At 58.5% G+C, this 15075-nt stretch carries 14 protein-coding genes; 4 read left to right on the forward strand and 10 right to left on the reverse strand.

Annotated features, from left to right (window positions below):
- Window position 1 precedes the first annotated feature (1 nt).
- Genes SynA1560_RS12350 through argS form a run of 6 tightly spaced genes read right to left on the reverse strand, consistent with a single transcriptional unit; the run spans window position 2 to window position 6749 of the window.
- Complete coding sequence (locus tag SynA1560_RS12350; RefSeq protein WP_255476968.1) at window positions 2–556, reverse strand: hypothetical protein; 555 nt, start codon at window positions 554–556, stop codon at window positions 2–4.
- Window positions 549–1439 (reverse strand): sulfotransferase domain-containing protein, encoded by an 891-nt coding sequence (locus SynA1560_RS12355; RefSeq protein WP_255476969.1) that lies wholly within the window; start codon window positions 1437–1439, stop codon window positions 549–551. Before SynA1560_RS12355 ends, SynA1560_RS12350 begins: the two co-directional genes overlap by 8 nt.
- Entirely contained in the window at window positions 1423–2448 is a 1026-nt protein-coding gene (locus tag SynA1560_RS12360) for a hypothetical protein (RefSeq protein WP_186500669.1), read from the reverse strand. Before SynA1560_RS12360 ends, SynA1560_RS12355 begins: the two co-directional genes overlap by 17 nt.
- On the reverse strand, window positions 2448–3446 hold the full coding sequence (locus tag SynA1560_RS12365) for an asparaginase (protein WP_186500671.1): 999 nt from the start codon (window positions 3444–3446) through the stop codon (window positions 2448–2450). The genes SynA1560_RS12360 and SynA1560_RS12365 overlap by 1 nt, the downstream gene beginning before the upstream one ends.
- Window positions 3447–3453: 7 nt before the next feature.
- Window positions 3454–4962 carry a hypothetical protein gene (locus SynA1560_RS12370; protein WP_186500673.1) on the reverse strand — a complete coding sequence of 503 codons (1509 nt, stop codon included), beginning with the start codon at window positions 4960–4962 and terminating at the stop codon, window positions 3454–3456.
- A complete protein-coding gene (gene argS / locus SynA1560_RS12375; protein WP_186500674.1) occupies window positions 4962–6749 on the reverse strand; it encodes an arginine--tRNA ligase in 1788 nt (595 codons plus the stop codon). Before argS ends, SynA1560_RS12370 begins: the two co-directional genes overlap by 1 nt.
- Before the next feature lie 241 nt (window positions 6750–6990).
- Here argS and SynA1560_RS12380 point away from each other — a divergent pair, with 241 nt between their 5' ends.
- From SynA1560_RS12380 to SynA1560_RS12390, 3 genes are all read left to right on the forward strand, one after another.
- Window positions 6991–7194, forward strand: a complete 204-nt coding sequence (locus tag SynA1560_RS12380; RefSeq protein WP_186469538.1) for a hypothetical protein — start codon at window positions 6991–6993, stop codon at window positions 7192–7194.
- Window positions 7195–7487: 293 nt separating this feature from the next.
- The gene (locus SynA1560_RS12385; RefSeq protein WP_186500676.1) at window positions 7488–7811 is read left to right on the forward strand and encodes a hypothetical protein; all 324 of its coding nucleotides are present in this window, start codon (window positions 7488–7490) and stop codon (window positions 7809–7811) included.
- Between the two features lie 229 nt (window positions 7812–8040).
- Window positions 8041–9075, forward strand: a complete 1035-nt coding sequence (locus tag SynA1560_RS12390; RefSeq protein ID WP_186500683.1) for a chlorophyll a/b binding light-harvesting protein — start codon at window positions 8041–8043, stop codon at window positions 9073–9075.
- A 555-nt stretch (window positions 9076–9630) separates the two neighbouring features.
- Here the strand turns inward: SynA1560_RS12390 and nadC are convergent.
- From nadC to mnmE, 3 genes are all read right to left on the reverse strand, one after another.
- On the reverse strand, window positions 9631–10497 hold the full coding sequence (gene nadC / locus SynA1560_RS12395; RefSeq protein ID WP_186500685.1) for a carboxylating nicotinate-nucleotide diphosphorylase: 867 nt from the start codon (window positions 10495–10497) through the stop codon (window positions 9631–9633).
- Between the two features lie 51 nt (window positions 10498–10548).
- Complete coding sequence (locus SynA1560_RS12400) at window positions 10549–10695, reverse strand: hypothetical protein (protein WP_186500687.1); 147 nt, start codon at window positions 10693–10695, stop codon at window positions 10549–10551.
- A 97-nt stretch (window positions 10696–10792) separates the two neighbouring features.
- Entirely contained in the window at window positions 10793–12184 is a 1392-nt protein-coding gene (gene mnmE / locus SynA1560_RS12405) for a tRNA uridine-5-carboxymethylaminomethyl(34) synthesis GTPase MnmE (protein ID WP_186500689.1), read from the reverse strand.
- 89 nt (window positions 12185–12273) lie between these two features.
- Here mnmE and SynA1560_RS12410 point away from each other — a divergent pair, with 89 nt between their 5' ends.
- On the forward strand, window positions 12274–12720 hold the full coding sequence (locus SynA1560_RS12410) for a DUF2062 domain-containing protein (RefSeq protein WP_186469544.1): 447 nt from the start codon (window positions 12274–12276) through the stop codon (window positions 12718–12720).
- Between the two features lie 18 nt (window positions 12721–12738).
- Here the strand turns inward: SynA1560_RS12410 and SynA1560_RS12415 are convergent, their stop codons facing one another.
- Complete coding sequence (locus tag SynA1560_RS12415; RefSeq protein WP_186469545.1) at window positions 12739–15072, reverse strand: bifunctional (p)ppGpp synthetase/guanosine-3',5'-bis(diphosphate) 3'-pyrophosphohydrolase; 2334 nt, start codon at window positions 15070–15072, stop codon at window positions 12739–12741.
- Between the last annotated feature and the right edge of the window lie 3 nt (window positions 15073–15075).

Raw genomic sequence — 15075 nt, forward strand, 5'->3', positions numbered from 1 at the left:
ATTAGAAACAAAAGCGCGTCTCAAGTTTTTTGCTCCACACCTCACCCCCGAGCCGGTTGCCGCCGAGCATCTGAAAGCCGAGACGAGAAAAATAACGCCTCATCGATGCTATCTGCAGGCCAGGATTAATATTTTCAGCGAGCAAGACTTTGGCTCGATGATCACGCTGCTCTACTGCACGATCAAACCCTTGAAGGAACACCCTAAAAAGCTTGTTCGTCAAAGCGAAATGCCTGGACTCTTGGTCTATGTACATGCGTTGAAAATAAGCATGGCTTCCTAGTTCTAGTGAAGCCTCTAGCTCTCTTAATACAACAAATACTATGCCATTAATCGCGCCTAATTGATCACGTGAAATTGCGGCCGGCTGACGCAATATGGGCTTTTTAAGCAGATCCATTTGCTCGACTACGCCATGGCCATTACTTGATGCACTTCTGAAAGACCTGAGTTCCTCTTGATATGCCTTTCCATGCTGCTTCCAGAAAACCTTCAATTCGCCCTTGAGCTGGTCATTCACCTGACCAAACACGAATTCGATGTGCGATTCAGTCAAGTTCCGGGCCATCATACTGAAAGCGTTTCATCACCTCAGACAATCCCTTAGCGAGTCGTTGTCGCTGCTCAATCGTCAGTTGTTCTGCACCCTCACCTGTGCGCCCTGAGCGAAAGAACCGCTCACAACCGGCAGGTTTTTCTACAAATCCATCCACATCCTCCTCCAGCTTTTTAAGTCGATCGATGGAGGTGTTGTCTAAAGCCTGTTGAATGAGCTCAGCCTCACCAGGAAGCCCCAAGAAGCTGACTAATTTTGTAAAGGTCTCCAATCCGTTTGCCAACATGTCTTCATAGCGCATGATCAAGACTGGCAGTTGAGTTTGATCAGCCCAGGAGCGCACATGCTGATCCCAGCGGCCCATGTGTTGCCGCACCTGATGCCCGCCAAAACATTCCCCTGGCACCAGTGCTGCATTGGGATCAAGTAAGTGATCCACACAACGCTCCAATGGCCATGAAAAGAAATGACTGAGTGATGCGGCCACATCTTCTGGGTGGCGGAGGATATAAACAACACCGGAGCAACCAGCAGTGCTCACCACCGGACGACCACGGGAATCAGGCGACTGGAATGCATCATGCACTTTGTGAAAACGCTCGCCTTCTGCAAAAAGCCATGCACTGGCACCAGCACGACCGCGCAAGGGATCAAGCTCACTAAAACTCAGATCACAACTGTTCACCCCCAATTGGTCGTCCAACCAAAGCCTGGATGAGGCAATCGCACCCGTTTCAATATCTTGGTTGAGGTTGAGTTCTTCCCCAGGATTATCTCCCGCTAATCTCATCAATTCAGTAATAAAAACCCGGCACCAGGTGTTGCCTGATTTGGGATATGAGGCCAGATACCAATAGCTGTGGTCATCAGTCATTAATGGCATCCTCAGCTGTATTCTCTCTGCGCTGTTGCATCGATTCGGGCTGCATCAGGTCCAGCTCTTTGAGGCTTTCGGCCATTACCTTGATTCCATTGGGAACCACTAAGGCATGCAACGGAACCGTTCGAGCCAGTGCAGCTGCCTGCATAAACAGTTGCGCTTCTGCATCCATACCTCGATACATCCTGGCCTGAAAGGCCTGGTTACGCAGGCGCATTAAGGCATTTGTTTGTGAGACATTAGGTGAAGCCCTGATAGATACTTTTTCCACTTCAACGCCCTCTTCAGGGTCATCTTCCTTACCTGATTCCTCTTTGGCGCGATTCAACGCATAAATCAGCCGCAATGGTGTTGGCTGGCTCATGCAATCCAAATCGTGCGCGAGTAGTGCATAGCGCTTCAATCCCTTCCGTACTGGTGGCAACTGCGCCCAATTCAGATCCAAAGCCATAGCGGCGTCATGCCAAAGCTTGAGTTGATGCATCCCTGGCTGAACCAACCCATCAGGGCTCAGGGCAACGAGCTCACTGCTGAGCAGGCGCCAACCGTCTTGCAGCAAACACCAGGCCAGGGTGGACTTTCCAGCCGCTGGATGGCCCAACAGAAGGATGGCCTCACCATCGCGCTCCAGCGCTGTGCCATGCAATACCAGTGCACCACGCTGGATCGCCAACGCCCCGAGCCCACTGGTGACTGCAAACGTGCGGATATCGCGGTCGCTGACGCTGTCGTCCCAGCGCTGCCATTCCAAACGCTCACCACCAATGGCACGGAACCAGCCAATGCCTTCCAGTTCCAGACGCCATTGCTGCGGCGCCAACTGCAACGTTGGCGTGCTGTGGGGGCTGGCCTGCAGTTCTGGCCACTGCTGGTGATCAGCTTCCACCAGCTGCACCAACGGTTCACTACCGGTGAGGGGAACTGCATCGGCTGGCATCAACTCCGGCAATGCCAACGATGACGACAGCAGCATGCCGAAAGCCTGATAAGTGCCAGGAGACACTGCAGACATCAGCTCACGTGGTCGAGTTGAGAGATCCATGCTCCCAGCTCTGCGCGATCGAATCCTGCAATCGACGCCAACAACAACAACACCCGCGCTTTCTGGGGATTGAGGCTGCCTGCCGGCAACAGCCCAAGCCGTTCATCCTCGGGATGGTGGTGCACCGGTCCAGACCCGCAGCGGTTGGCCCGCAGCATCAAGGGTCGTGGGCCAGCCCACGCCTCCAACACACGGCATTCGCCAGCCGACAGTTGTCCAGCGCCTGTTCCCGTGAAAACCAATCCGACAACACCGGCGTTCAGACAGGCGCTGAGCAGGAGCGGATCGGGCTCCACACAGCCATAGAGGATCGGCACCTGGGGCCATTGTTCCGGTAGCGCGAGTCCAGCGAAGCGCACCTGCCGAGATCCGCTCGCCGTCGGCAGATGAACGCCAACGTCGTCCACCCATCCCAAGAATCCGCTACCAGGACTGGCAAAGGCCCCCACCCCCTGGGTGGCCACCTTGGTGACAGCGCGGGCGCCATGGATCTGGCCATCCATCACCACCAGCACGCCGTGGCCGCGTGCCTCCGGGCTGACTGCGACCTGCACAGCCTGGAACAGATTCAATGGCCCATCGGCACTGAGGGCCGTGGCCGGCCGCATCGCTCCCACCAGCACCACCGGCCGGGGATCGTCGATCAACAACTGCAGCAACCAGGCGGTTTCCTCCAGGGTGTTAGTGCCATGGGTGATCACCACCCCGGCTAGCTCCGGGTCCGTCGCGAAGGCAGCGCGAATGCGCCCCACCAAGGCATGCCAGTGCGCAAACAGCAGGTCGGCGCTGTCGACATTGGCGATCTGCTCCACCTCAATCTCAGCGAGCTGCTGCAGCTGGGGAACGGTCTGCAACAACTCCCCTGCACCAATGGCACCCGCTAAGTAGTGGTTCAACTGAGTGGACGCAGGCGCAGTCCCAGCGATGGTGCCACCGGTGCCGATCAATAGGATCCGAGGACAATGCATGGCCTGATCAATCAGGTCGAGATGGGAACACAGGAGGGCGACTGAGCAAGGTATTTGGGGAAGGCTCGCCGTTGAGGAGTGGAGCATCCAGCAACGCGCATTGGGCGTAGGGGGATCGCGGGAACCACTGATCGTCGCGCTGCACCGGCACACGGTCCTCGGCACCCCTGCGATAACCAGCAAGATCGGAAAAAAAAGACTCCAGCAGCAGCCGTCTGGCGGTCACGGGTCTGAACTGCGCCGAAGGACCCAGGAGCAACACCATCGCCAATGCCGATCCGGCCATCAACACAGTGCAATGGGTCACGCGTTGCTCGCTGAGCGTAAGAGCTGCCGAGACCTCTGGGATGAGGCGTTCGAGAGTCTGCGCCATGCAGAGCAACAGGAACGGCAGCAGAACCATTCCGGCGTACACATGGAACACAAACAGATTTTTCATCACCACCACCCAGAGGGCGGCAGTCCCACCGGTACTCCAGAGCATCTGGCGCCGGTATTTCAGAGCCTGATCCGGCACAGCAGCGGTGATCGAGCCAACCGCTGAGGAGGAACGTCTTCGCCGGATGATGAGGCGCGTCAGCACAAACACCGCCGCGACCAGCAGCAGCGGCAGCATGAACTCCGTGATGTAGTCGATCAGTTTGGGCAGCGCCCCCCCCAACCAACGGGTGCGCTCCAGATTCCGCTCACTAAAACCATCTCCACTGAGGCCAAGTCTGCGCATGGCTGACTGCACCACCGAGGTGTTGGTCCAGGCGACGGCATTGAGGTGGGCTTCCCAGGCGATGTTGTAGCTGGTGGCCAGCCCTACGGTACCGAAAGCGATCGGCACACCCAGCCACAAGCGCCCGCGAGGACCATCCAGACCTCGTTGCAACGGCAAGACCAAGGAAAAGATCAGCACCACCGAGGAACGACCACTCAAGGCAGCCAGGCACAAAGCCCACCAGTACCAGCGCAGGTCAGGCTGCGCTGGGAGAAGCTTGCGTACGACAACAAGCAGCAACAGCGTGTAGGCCAGCAACGCAGGCTGATCGAAGTGGAACATGTTGCGGTACTGCAGCACCACCGGCGCTGAGAGCGTGAACAACACGGAGGCCATCGCCACCAGCCGAGAGAAACGCAGCGCGCGAAGCCACCACCAGAGCGCCAGGGCTGTGGCGACGAAAATCACATTCATCCATTGCCGAGCGGCATAAAGCCAGGCCACCCCATCACCGGCCCAGGGTGAAAGCAGCCAACGACTCACAACCGCGAAGACGATCGGATAGCGATTGAAATATTCAAGGTGGGTAGCTCCATCTGGATGAAGCCACTCACAGGAATAACCGACGCCTCCGTTGGCAAGGCTGCTGTGACGAGCGATGGCCAAGGAGTGAAGCGACACCCAGTTGAAATGGCCTTTCTGAAAAAAATCGACGATTGCCGGCTCTAAGACAAAGAGCATCACCACCAGCAGAACAGCAAGGGCTGTCGGCCAGTACCGGGTTCGGAGGCTATTCAGCCATTGATCCATTACATCCGCTCCAGGGTGGCGATGCCGAGCAGACCAAGACCGGCCTTGAGGGTGTCGGCGGTCAGACGGCACAAGGCCAGGCGTGAAGGCAGCGCATCCGCGTCGGCCTTGAGCACCGGCACCTGGTCGTAGAAGCGGTTGAACACCTGGCTGAGCTCGAACAGATAGCTGCAGAGCCGGTTGGGCAACAACTCCTCCTCCACCTCCGCGATCACGGCATCGAACTTGAGCAGCTCCCGCACCAGGGCCCACTCCTGGGGTTCGCTGAATTGCAGCTGGTCGGCCGCCACATCCAGATCACCACCCTTGCGAGCGATCCCGGCAATGCGCACCACCGCATACAGCAGATAAGGGGCCGTGTTGCCCTGCAGGGCCAGCATGCGATCGAAGGAGAACTGGTAATTCGTGATTCGGTTCTGGCTGAGGTCGGCGTATTTCACCGCCGCCAGACCCACGGTGCCGGCCACGTGGTTGATGAACGCCTCCGGCTCACTGCGTTCCTCCTCCTTGAGGCGCGAGCGCAGATCCGCCTTCGCACGTTCCACGGCCTCATCGAGCAAATCCCGCAGACGCACCGTGTCGCCGGCCCGGGTCTTGAGCTTTTTGCCGTCTTCTCCTTGCACCAACCCAAAGGGCACGTGCTCCAGGCGAGCACCGTCAGGAATCCAGCCGGCCCGTGCGGCCACCTGGAACACCCCCGCAAAATGATTGGCCTGGCCGGAATCGGTCACGTAAATCACCCGACGGGCCGCATCGCCATCAGGGGCCTCGGCGAACCGGTAGCGAATCGCAGCCAGATCGGTGGTGGCGTAATTGAAGCCGCCATCGCTCTTTTGCACGATCACCGGCAGGGGTTTGCCGTCCTTGCCGCTGACCCCCTCCAGGAAAACGCACTCTGCTCCGTCGTCGGTGACCAGCAGACCCGTCTGCTTCAGCCCATCGACCACCGCCGGCAGGAAGGGGTTGTAGAACGACTCGCCGCGTTCACTGAGACGGATGTCGAGCCGGTCGTAGATCTTCTGGAACTCACGCCGCGATTGGTCGCAGAGCAGACCCCAGGCCTTCAACGACAGCGGATCACCGCCCTGCAGCTTCACCACCTCTTCGCGGGATGTGGTCTGGAACGACTCGTCATCATCGAAGCGCTTCTTCGCTTCGCGATAGAAAGCCACCAGATCACCAAGGTCGATGGCATCCGCGGTGTCGAGCGCTTTGGGAGCGACCTGCTTGAGATGGGTGATCAGCATCCCGAACTGGGTGCCCCAGTCGCCCACATGGTTCAGCCGCAGGACCGGATGACCGCGGAACTCCAGCACCCGCGCCAGGGAGTCGCCAATGATCGTGGAGCGCAAATGCCCCACATGCATCTCCTTGGCGATGTTGGGACTGGAGAAGTCCACCACCACCGGCGCCGCGTTGCTGACCGCCGGCACGCCGAGCCGCTCGTCCCCCAGCCGTGCCAACACCTCCGCCGCCAGCCGCTCCGGACGGATCGTGAGGTTGATGAAACCAGGCCCGGCGATCTGGGGCTCCAAGCACAGATCGGTGAAGGCCGCATCCGCTTGCAGTTGCTCCACGATGGCCGTGGCGATCTGACGCGGGGCCTGCTTCAACGGCTTGGCCAGGGGCAGTGCACCATTGGCCTGGAAATCGCCGAATTCCGGCTTGCTCGCTGGCGCCAACTGGGGATCCAAACCAGCCTCCACCGCCTCAGCCCAAGCCTCGGGAAACGCCCGTTGCAAGGCATCGCGCAACTGGGTTTCGAGGGCGTCGGCGATGCGCAGCATGGACAGCAGCGAGAAATGCAATCCGCCTGATCATCCCCCGGCACGGGACCACCACTCAGCACTGACGAAAAGCCTTCAACCCAGCCGGAAGGCGATGCAACAGTCGCTGAGCGACGCGGAACCGGCTGCAAGAGAAAGACTGACCTTGCTCAGTGAATCGTTGCTCACCACCTTTGCGATCGAAAGCAACACAGGGAGGAAGGAATCAACCAGATGATTCAGGTGATCACCAACACGGACCATGACGGGAAATATTTTGATCACCGTGATCTCTGTGTGGATCCCGTGTGGGTTGGTGAGTTACTTCATTGCTCGATCTAAACGCCAACAAGGCTGGATATGGCTGATCGCGGGGTTGTTGTTCGGCCCCATTGGCCTAGCTGGCGCCGCACTGTCCAAAGACAAGCAGACCACAGGAGCCACAGCGCAGACCAGCACGTCATGACCAGAAACAGTTCGTTCAACCAACCCAACCCACGCCTTGATCGTTGGTGGAAAGAGCGAGTTAGCTTGCTAACCCATCAAAACTTGGCATTAGAGGCAAGAGCTCTTTACCTCGAATTTCAAGACGACGAGGACATTAGAAGCCTGCGATAAATCAATTATCAAAGAAAAGGCCGATTTGAACAACGAGCTCACCAAAAGCAAGAAGAGCCGTAGCAGCTGCGTGTCGACGTCGTATCAAATTTTCCAAGGAGAGACCAATCGAACTGAATGATGCTCAAAACTCGACGCATTATGGCCCTCACAAACTTTGAAATTGCCATTGGAGGCATCTCCTCCATTCCAACAACCGCAGGGCTCGTGTTCCTTGCCTATAAAACGTGGGGTGAAAAACGGCTCGACACCTCAAAGCTCAAACCGAAGAAACCAGCATCCAACAGCAGCAAGACAACCACGGCGAAAAGCGAGCCGGCAACAAAGTCTGCAGCCCAAAACAGCCAAGACAAACCTTCGGAAAACCAGCAGAAGCAAGCAAAAAATCCAACGAGAACTCCTGAGCAAGCTCGCGATGGCGCGAACTCAAAAGGCACCGCCCAAAAGCCCGCAAGCTCCTCGTAGCCAATGCGGAACTTATCGCTTGATCCAACAAGACAAAAGTTTCGGCCACGATATAAATATGTCACCCTCATCACGAACATTCCAAACCCGGCAGGAAGCAGATTGAGAGCACCCATCAAAAGCAACATGCACGTGTCAAATAAGACAGATCCGCAAAAAGCTGTGTAAACGCCCGAAAAAGAATCGACAGCGCCATTCGTACGGTTTCCACGTCGATTCTTTTTTGACAATGCAGTCTTATGGCAATCCATCAGTCAGCTATGACTGGTGGGCCGGCAATGCAGGCGTTGCAAAACGCTCAGGCTCATTCATCGCAGCACATGCTGCCCACGCCGGTTTAATCATGTTCTGGGCCGGTGCATTCACCCTTTTTGAATTAGCCCGATACAACAGCTCCATCCCCATGGGTGAGCAGGGCTTAATTGTGCTTCCCCACCTTGCCGGCCTCGGCCTCGGGGTAAGCGATGGCGGCGTGATCACAAACACAGAGCCCTACATCGCAATCGCCGCATTCCATCTGGTCTCATCCGCCGTGCTGGGAGCAGCCGGGATCTGGCACACACTTCGAGCGCCCAAAGACCTTTCCGAAGCCGAAGGTCGAGCCAAGAATTTTGATTTCCAATGGAATGACCCCAAGAAGCTGACATTCATCCTTGGCCACCATTTGATTTTTCTAGGCCTCGGCGTGATCGCCTTTGTGGAGTGGGCAAAGCACCACGGGATCTATGACACAGCCATCGGCGCGGTGCGCACCGTTGAACCCAATATTGATTTCGGCATGGTCTGGGGCTATCAGACCAGCTTCCTGAACATCAGCAGCCTTGAAGACGTGATGGGCGGACACGCCGTACTGGCGTTCATCTTGACCATTGGCGGTGTCTGGCACATCATCAGCAGCCCCTTTGGCCCGTTCAAAAAAGTACTCATTTACAACGGAGAATCCATCCTCTCCTACTCACTGGCAGGGGTGGCACTGATGGGCTTCGTGACCAGCATCTGGTGCGCTCAGAACACCACGATCTATCCCACAGAGCTGTATGGCGAAGCCTTGAAATTGAACTTCGCATTTTCACCCTATTTTAGCGATACCGTCGCCCTGAGTGATAGCAGCTATTCATCGAGAGCCTGGCTGGCAAACACTCACTTTTACCTGGCTTTCTTCTTTCTCCAAGGCCATCTCTGGCATGCCCTGCGCGGAATGGGGTTCAACTTTAAGAGTGTAAGCAAAGCATTTGAATCGATGGATACTGCAAAGATCAGCTAGGCCGAACCTGAATCGAGCCCCATTCTTCATTCAAGAAGAAACCGCCCCTCCCATAATGGAGGGGCTTTTTATGGTTACTCGGCTGAATGTTCAGCCAAATCAAAACCAGCGAAACATGCTGACGAAGACGTTCCTAGCTCTCCCAGATCAGACAATTTCAGCGAAGAAAGACTCTTCAATCCATCAAACCAGTCATCCCATGTGCTGAGTTCATCGCAAAACACCAATTCCATAACAAGAGATAAAAATTTAATCCGACACTTCATCTCCAAGCAACAGATTACACGAGGCACCAAAACCCGTTCAATTTGTCGCCAAACAAATCACAAGGCATGCACTGCAGGCGCATCATTAGGCACACACAAGGCTCAAAATGAAGCTGACCTCAGGCACTTATCAGAGTCATGGAGTAACAGATCGATCTCCCAGAGAACACATTCATCACCTACGAGTCCCAGCAGAGAATGCAACATCAATGGGTCGCTCTTGGACGGGGTCGACAGGTCACCAATATGCCCATCTCCCGCATTGAGCCCGTGGGAGGTGGGCCTGACCTCAACTGAAGCGCATGCTCAGATCAAGCCAAGCGCTTCGCGTGACAGGAGCACTGGTGGAAATCAGATCGATACCGGTGGCCGCATAAGCCTGCAACTCAGAAGGCTGAACGCCCGAGGCCTCGAGTACCACCGCACCCCCCTGAGACCGCTGCATTGCGAGCTGACGCAAGCGGGGAACCAGGTCGCTCAGCGCCTCTGGACGGAACTCATCGAGCAACACACCATTGGCGCCTGCGGCCACCGCCGCGATCGCATCCGCCTCTGTTTCCGCCTCAACAATCACCTGAGCCGGCCAGGGGGATGCAGCACGCACCGCCTTGATCGCCGCCTCCACACCCCCGGACCAAGCGAGGTGGTTTTCCTTGAGCATCGCCGCATCGTCAAGCCCCAGACGGTGATTCACCCCACCGCCACAGCGCACGGCGTACTTCTCCAGCACCCGCAAGCCTGGGGTGGTCTTCCGGGTGTCGGCCAGTTGGACCCCACTCCCCTCCAGGTCAGCCACCAGCCGGGCCGTTGCCGAGGCGATTCCAGATAGACGCATCACCAGATTCAGAGCCGTGCGCTCTGCAGCCACCAATGCCGCGGCCTCCGCCTCCAGGTTCAACAGGCGTTGCCCAGGGCTCACCTGCTCACCATCGGCGACCAACAGCTGCACGCTGGCGGCAGGATCGAGCACACGAAACAGAAAATCCAGCAACGACCCGCCACAAAACACCCCTGACGCCTTGCTGATCCAGTGCGCCCGGCAGCGACCGGGGGGCAGGGCAGGAGCACTGAGATCACCGCGACCGAGATCTTCTTGCAGCCAGTCACGCAGTTGGTGCTGAAGAGCTGGCGTCAAGGGCAGCGATGCGTCGCTCATTCTGAATTCAGCGTGATGGACCCATCAGCAGCTTGGCCCAGCTCATTGCGGTCATTGGTGCTCCAAGCCGCGAGGGCCCACGTTGAAGCGTTCACACACCTGCCTGACCAACTTCGAGGGAGACATCATCGAAAGCGACATCAGAGGCACCAACTTCAACGCCACATCGGGGCGAATCCAGTGATCGCGACTCCTCATGTGCGATCGCCCGCAGCACTGCCAATCCAACGTTCGCGATGGCCTGGCGCTGCTCAGTGGCATTCCATGCTGAGCGGTGCAAGTGGCCCTGTCAGCCCTACTTGCCGATGCAAAAGCGGGAAAAGATCCGATCGAGCACCGATTCAGTGAGCTCCTCGCCCGTGATTTCACCAAGGCTCTGGATCGCCTGGCGCAGGTCAATCGTCCAGAAATCCCAGGGCAAACCATCGGCCGCCACCTGCTGACTGCGCTGCAATGCGTCGGCAGCCGCGGCCGCCAGATCACCCTGGCGCTGATTGAGCGCCAACAGCAACGCGCCATCCGTGAGGGCACCGCAGCGTTCCAACAGGCCCTGCACCAGCTCTGCCTCGCCAACACCGGTGGCAGCACTGAAGCGCACATCGGCCTCCAGTTCGTCCGCGGTCGCTGCGGCAGCAGCACCCGTCCCCTCCACTAGATCAGCCTTGTTACCAACCCGCAACCAGGGGACCCCTTCAGGAATCAACTGGCGCAAGCTTTCATCGTCAGCCGTCCATCCATCACTCAGATCGAAGAGCAGCACCACCAGATCGGCGCTGACCAAGGCATCGTGGCTGCGAGCAATGCCGATCTGCTCCACCGCATCCTGCGTGGCACGGATACCAGCGGTGTCGAGCAACGTGATCGGCACGCCCTCCAACACGATCTCGCTTTCCAGCAAATCGCGAGTCGTGCCGGGGAGATCCGTCACGATCGCCCGTTCACGCCGACTGAGGCGATTGAGCAAGGAACTCTTGCCCACATTGGGGCGACCAACCAGTGCGACCCGCAACCCCTGGCGCAAAGCGGCACTGCGTTGTCCGTCTTCCACGAGCTGCAGTAACGCGCGGCGCACATCCAGTAGCTCCTCCAACAACGCCTCACCATCGAGAGGCGGGAGGTCTTCCTCGAAATCCACCCTGGCCTCCAGTTCACTGAGCTGGTCGAGCAGCCGTTGGCGCAGCATTTCGATCCGTTGCTGCACACCACCATCCACACCCGCCATCGCCAGCTGAGCGGCGCGCTGACTGCGCGCGGCCACCAGATCGCTGATGGCCTCGGCGCGGGTGAGATCGAGGCGGCCATTCAGCACCGCCCTCTGGCTGAACTCTCCGGGCTGAGCGCGACGAACACCGGGCTGGGCCAACACCCGTTCCAGCACGCGCTGAACGGCCATCACACCGCCATGGCAGTGGATCTCCACCACGTCTTCACCGGTGAAGCTGCGCGGCGCCAGCATCAACACCACCAGCACCTCATCGATCCGCTCAACCCCGCCCTTGGCGAGCACATGGCCGTACAGCACCCGATGGCTCGCCCAGGGCTGATCCCCAGGAATGCAGGTCACCGCGCGAACCGCATCCTGGGCCTGAGGACCCGACAGACGAATGACCGCAATGCCGCCCTGACCAGGCGCCACAGCCGTTGCCACGGCGGCAATCGTCAGGTGCTCCCCATTGATCTCCTGCATTGCAGCGGCGCAGCGACCCCGTCTCCCTCCTTCCTACGATCACATCCCATTTCTCGAGGCCAAGACCACTGAGCACTCCTTGGGGCCGGATGCTGCGTCGAACGCAGAAGCGCTTGCAACAAGGGCTGCAGTGGCTTTGGGAGCAGGAAGGCACACCAGGCCAGAGAGCCCGGGGGCTTGCGGCCGGAATCTTCTGTGGCTGCTTTCCGATCTTTGGTCTGCAAACCCTTGCTGGCATCACACTGGCCAGCGTGGTGCGCGGCAATCACCTCCTGGCTGCAGCCGGCACCTGGATTAGCAATCCGTTCACTTATGTGCCGCTGTATTGGTTCAACTACCGAATCGGAGCCCTAGTCCTAGGCCCTGGTAGTCAATGGACGGGCCTGGACAGCCTGCGCCAGGAGGGCTTCGGTGCAACGGGATGGAGCGTGCTCAGCCGATTGCTGCTGGGATCCAGCATCACTGGGGCCATCTGCGCAGCTCTGGGCTGGTGGCTGAGCCTGCGATGGCTGCGTCAACAACGACGCAGCTCTTGATCGACAACGCTGTGGCGATCAGTTGCCACAGTTGCGCGCGATCTCAATCACATCAGCCATCGAACGGATCTGATGCATCGTGCGCTGCAGTTGATCGGCACTGGCGAGCTCGAGGCGGAGATCAATGCGAGCCGGCCGGCCATAACTGGTCTTCACCCGAGCATCACTGACGTTGATGCGGCCATCAGACAACCGCATCAAGATGTCTTTGAGAATTCCCACCCTGTCGATCACTTCGATGCGGAGCTGTGCTGGAAAGCGCTGCCCTTGAGAGGCGACATCGGGATTCCAGCGCACAGGTAATCGCCGTTCGGTCGGAATCACCTCCACGTTGGAGCAATCCTGGCGGTGCACGGTGATGCCGTGGTTGCCCAGAGCGACGGTGCCGACGATTGCCTCGCCCGGCAAAGGGCTGCAACAGCCGCCAAGGCGGTAGTCAAGGCCTTCCACACCGAGGATCGGTTCTTCCTGTTCGGCGCTGGATCGGGGAGTGCCAGTCTCGGCCTGCTCAACCAGTTGACGGGCTACATCTTCGTTGGATAACGGCTCCTGATCAGCAGCCGTTTGCAGACGAATCTCCTCGCGCAAACGGTTGAGCACTTGATGGAGCGTCACGGCACCGAAACCGAGCGCTGCAAGCAGGTCCTCCGTGCACTGCAGGTTGCAACGTTCAGCGACACGCGTCATCGCCTCACTGTTCAGCAGAGAATCGAACCCACTGCGTCCTAGCTCCCGCTCCAGCAGATCCTTGCCCCGCTGAATCGTTTCATCCCGATGGCTGCGCTTGTACCACTGACGAATGCGATTGCGCGCCGTGGGGGTGCCCACAAAGTTGAGCCAATCGAGGCTGGGATGTGCCGTTTTGCTGGTGAGGATGTTGACGAAGTCGCCGTTCTGCAGGGGGGTTGAAAGGGGCGACAGGCGATCGTTAATTCGCACGCCATGGCAGTGATTGCCCACTTCTGAGTGAATCCGGTAGGCAAAGTCCACTGCCGTTGACCCCTTTCGCAGACCAACCACTTCCCCTTTGGGGGTGAATACAAACACCTCCTCGTCGAAGAGGTCTTCCTTGATGGAGGCCAGGTAGTCGTTGTGATCGTCAGCACCACCTTCCTGTTGCCAATCCACCAGCTGGCGGAGCCAGTTGAACCGCTCGGTGTCTCCCCCCGCAGCCGGTGAACCGCCTTCTTTGTATTTCCAGTGGGCTGCAATGCCGAATTCCGCCACGCGGTGCATATCGAGCGTGCGGATCTGCACTTCGATCGGGCGATGACGGCCAATCACGGCTGTGTGTAATGACTGATATCCATTGGGCTTCGGCAGACCGATGTAGTCCTTGAAACGCCCAGGGATGGGACGGAAGGTGTCATGCACCACCGCAAGAGCCCGATAACAGGCCTCGACGCTTGGCGTCAGGATGCGCAGAGCGGCCACGTCGTAGATCTCGTGGAACGCCTTCTGCTGACGCTCCATTTTGGTCCAGATGCCGTACAGGTGCTTCGGCCGGCCACTGACCTCGCAGTTCTCCAAACCGACGGCTGAGAGGCGATCACTGAGCAGCTGCACGGTGACGCCCAGGCGCTGCTCCCGCTCACTGCGTTTGGTCGCCACCTCTTGCTGAATCTCGCGGAACGCCTCCGGCTCGAGCAGTTTGAAAGAAAGATCTTCGAGTTCCCACTTGAAACGACCGATGCCGAGACGGTTGGCAAGGGGGGCATAGATCTCACGGGTTTCGCGCGCGATGCGCTGACGTTTTTCCTCCTGCAGCGCTCCCAGCGTTCGCATGTTGTGCAGCCGATCGGCGAGTTTGACCAACACCACGCGGATGTCACTGGCCATCGCCAGGAACATCTTGCGCAAGTTCTCCGCCTGGGCCTCCGTACGGGTGGTGAAGTGAATTCCACCGAGCTTGGTCACCCCCTCCACGAGCTCACGCACCTCAGGGCCGAAGTGGCTCTCCAGCTGCTCCGGCGTGACATCGGTGTCCTCCACCACATCGTGAAGGAAGCCCGCTGCAATCACACTGGCGCTGGCTCCGATATCGCGCAGCAAGTCGGCCACCGCCACCGGGTGGACGATGTAGGGATCACCGCTGGCGCGGAACTGCCCCTCATGCAGCTGGAACGCGAAATCAAAAGCCGCCGCCAACAGCGACTCTGCATCCGTGGGGCAACTATGACCAATTCCAGGGGGAACATGGTCGATGCACTCCCGCAACCAGGGAGGCAGCTCAATGCCGTAATCATCTGCGGACCGGATCGGACGGTCCCTCAACGCCACTAGACCGCAGGCGGGGGGGGCGGATCCCTCCGGAATCTGCGATGCAGCCGTCGCGGAGGTGGCGTTCAGCATCCA

Origin of the sequence: Synechococcus sp. A15-60 (genome assembly GCF_014280095.1) — a bacterium.
Classification (GTDB): Bacteria; Cyanobacteriota; Cyanobacteriia; order PCC-6307; family Cyanobiaceae; genus Synechococcus_C.

Bases quoted from the DNA above. Each gene is read 5' to 3' on its own strand.
- SynA1560_RS12380 (WP_186469538.1), top strand. From the start codon at position 6,991: ATGACGGGAAATATTTTGATCACCGTGATCTCTGTGTGGATCCCGTGT.
- SynA1560_RS12390 (WP_186500683.1), top strand. From the start codon at position 8,041: ATGCAGTCTTATGGCAATCCATCAGTCAGCTATGACTGGTGGGCCGGC.
- SynA1560_RS12415 (WP_186469545.1), bottom strand. From the start codon at position 15,072: ATGCTGAACGCCACCTCCGCGACGGCTGCATCGCAGATTCCGGAGGGA.
- nadC (WP_186500685.1), bottom strand. From the start codon at position 10,497: ATGAGCGACGCATCGCTGCCCTTGACGCCAGCTCTTCAGCACCAACTG.
- mnmE (WP_186500689.1), bottom strand. From the start codon at position 12,184: ATGCAGGAGATCAATGGGGAGCACCTGACGATTGCCGCCGTGGCAACG.
- argS (WP_186500674.1), bottom strand. From the start codon at position 6,749: ATGCTGCGCATCGCCGACGCCCTCGAAACCCAGTTGCGCGATGCCTTG.
- SynA1560_RS12355 (WP_255476969.1), bottom strand. From the start codon at position 1,439: ATGCCATTAATGACTGATGACCACAGCTATTGGTATCTGGCCTCATAT.
- SynA1560_RS12360 (WP_186500669.1), bottom strand. From the start codon at position 2,448: ATGTCTGCAGTGTCTCCTGGCACTTATCAGGCTTTCGGCATGCTGCTG.
- SynA1560_RS12410 (WP_186469544.1), top strand. From the start codon at position 12,274: ATGCTGCGTCGAACGCAGAAGCGCTTGCAACAAGGGCTGCAGTGGCTT.
- SynA1560_RS12400 (WP_186500687.1), bottom strand. From the start codon at position 10,695: ATGAGGAGTCGCGATCACTGGATTCGCCCCGATGTGGCGTTGAAGTTG.
- SynA1560_RS12385 (WP_186500676.1), top strand. From the start codon at position 7,488: ATGGCCCTCACAAACTTTGAAATTGCCATTGGAGGCATCTCCTCCATT.
- SynA1560_RS12365 (WP_186500671.1), bottom strand. From the start codon at position 3,446: ATGCATTGTCCTCGGATCCTATTGATCGGCACCGGTGGCACCATCGCT.
- SynA1560_RS12370 (WP_186500673.1), bottom strand. From the start codon at position 4,962: ATGGATCAATGGCTGAATAGCCTCCGAACCCGGTACTGGCCGACAGCC.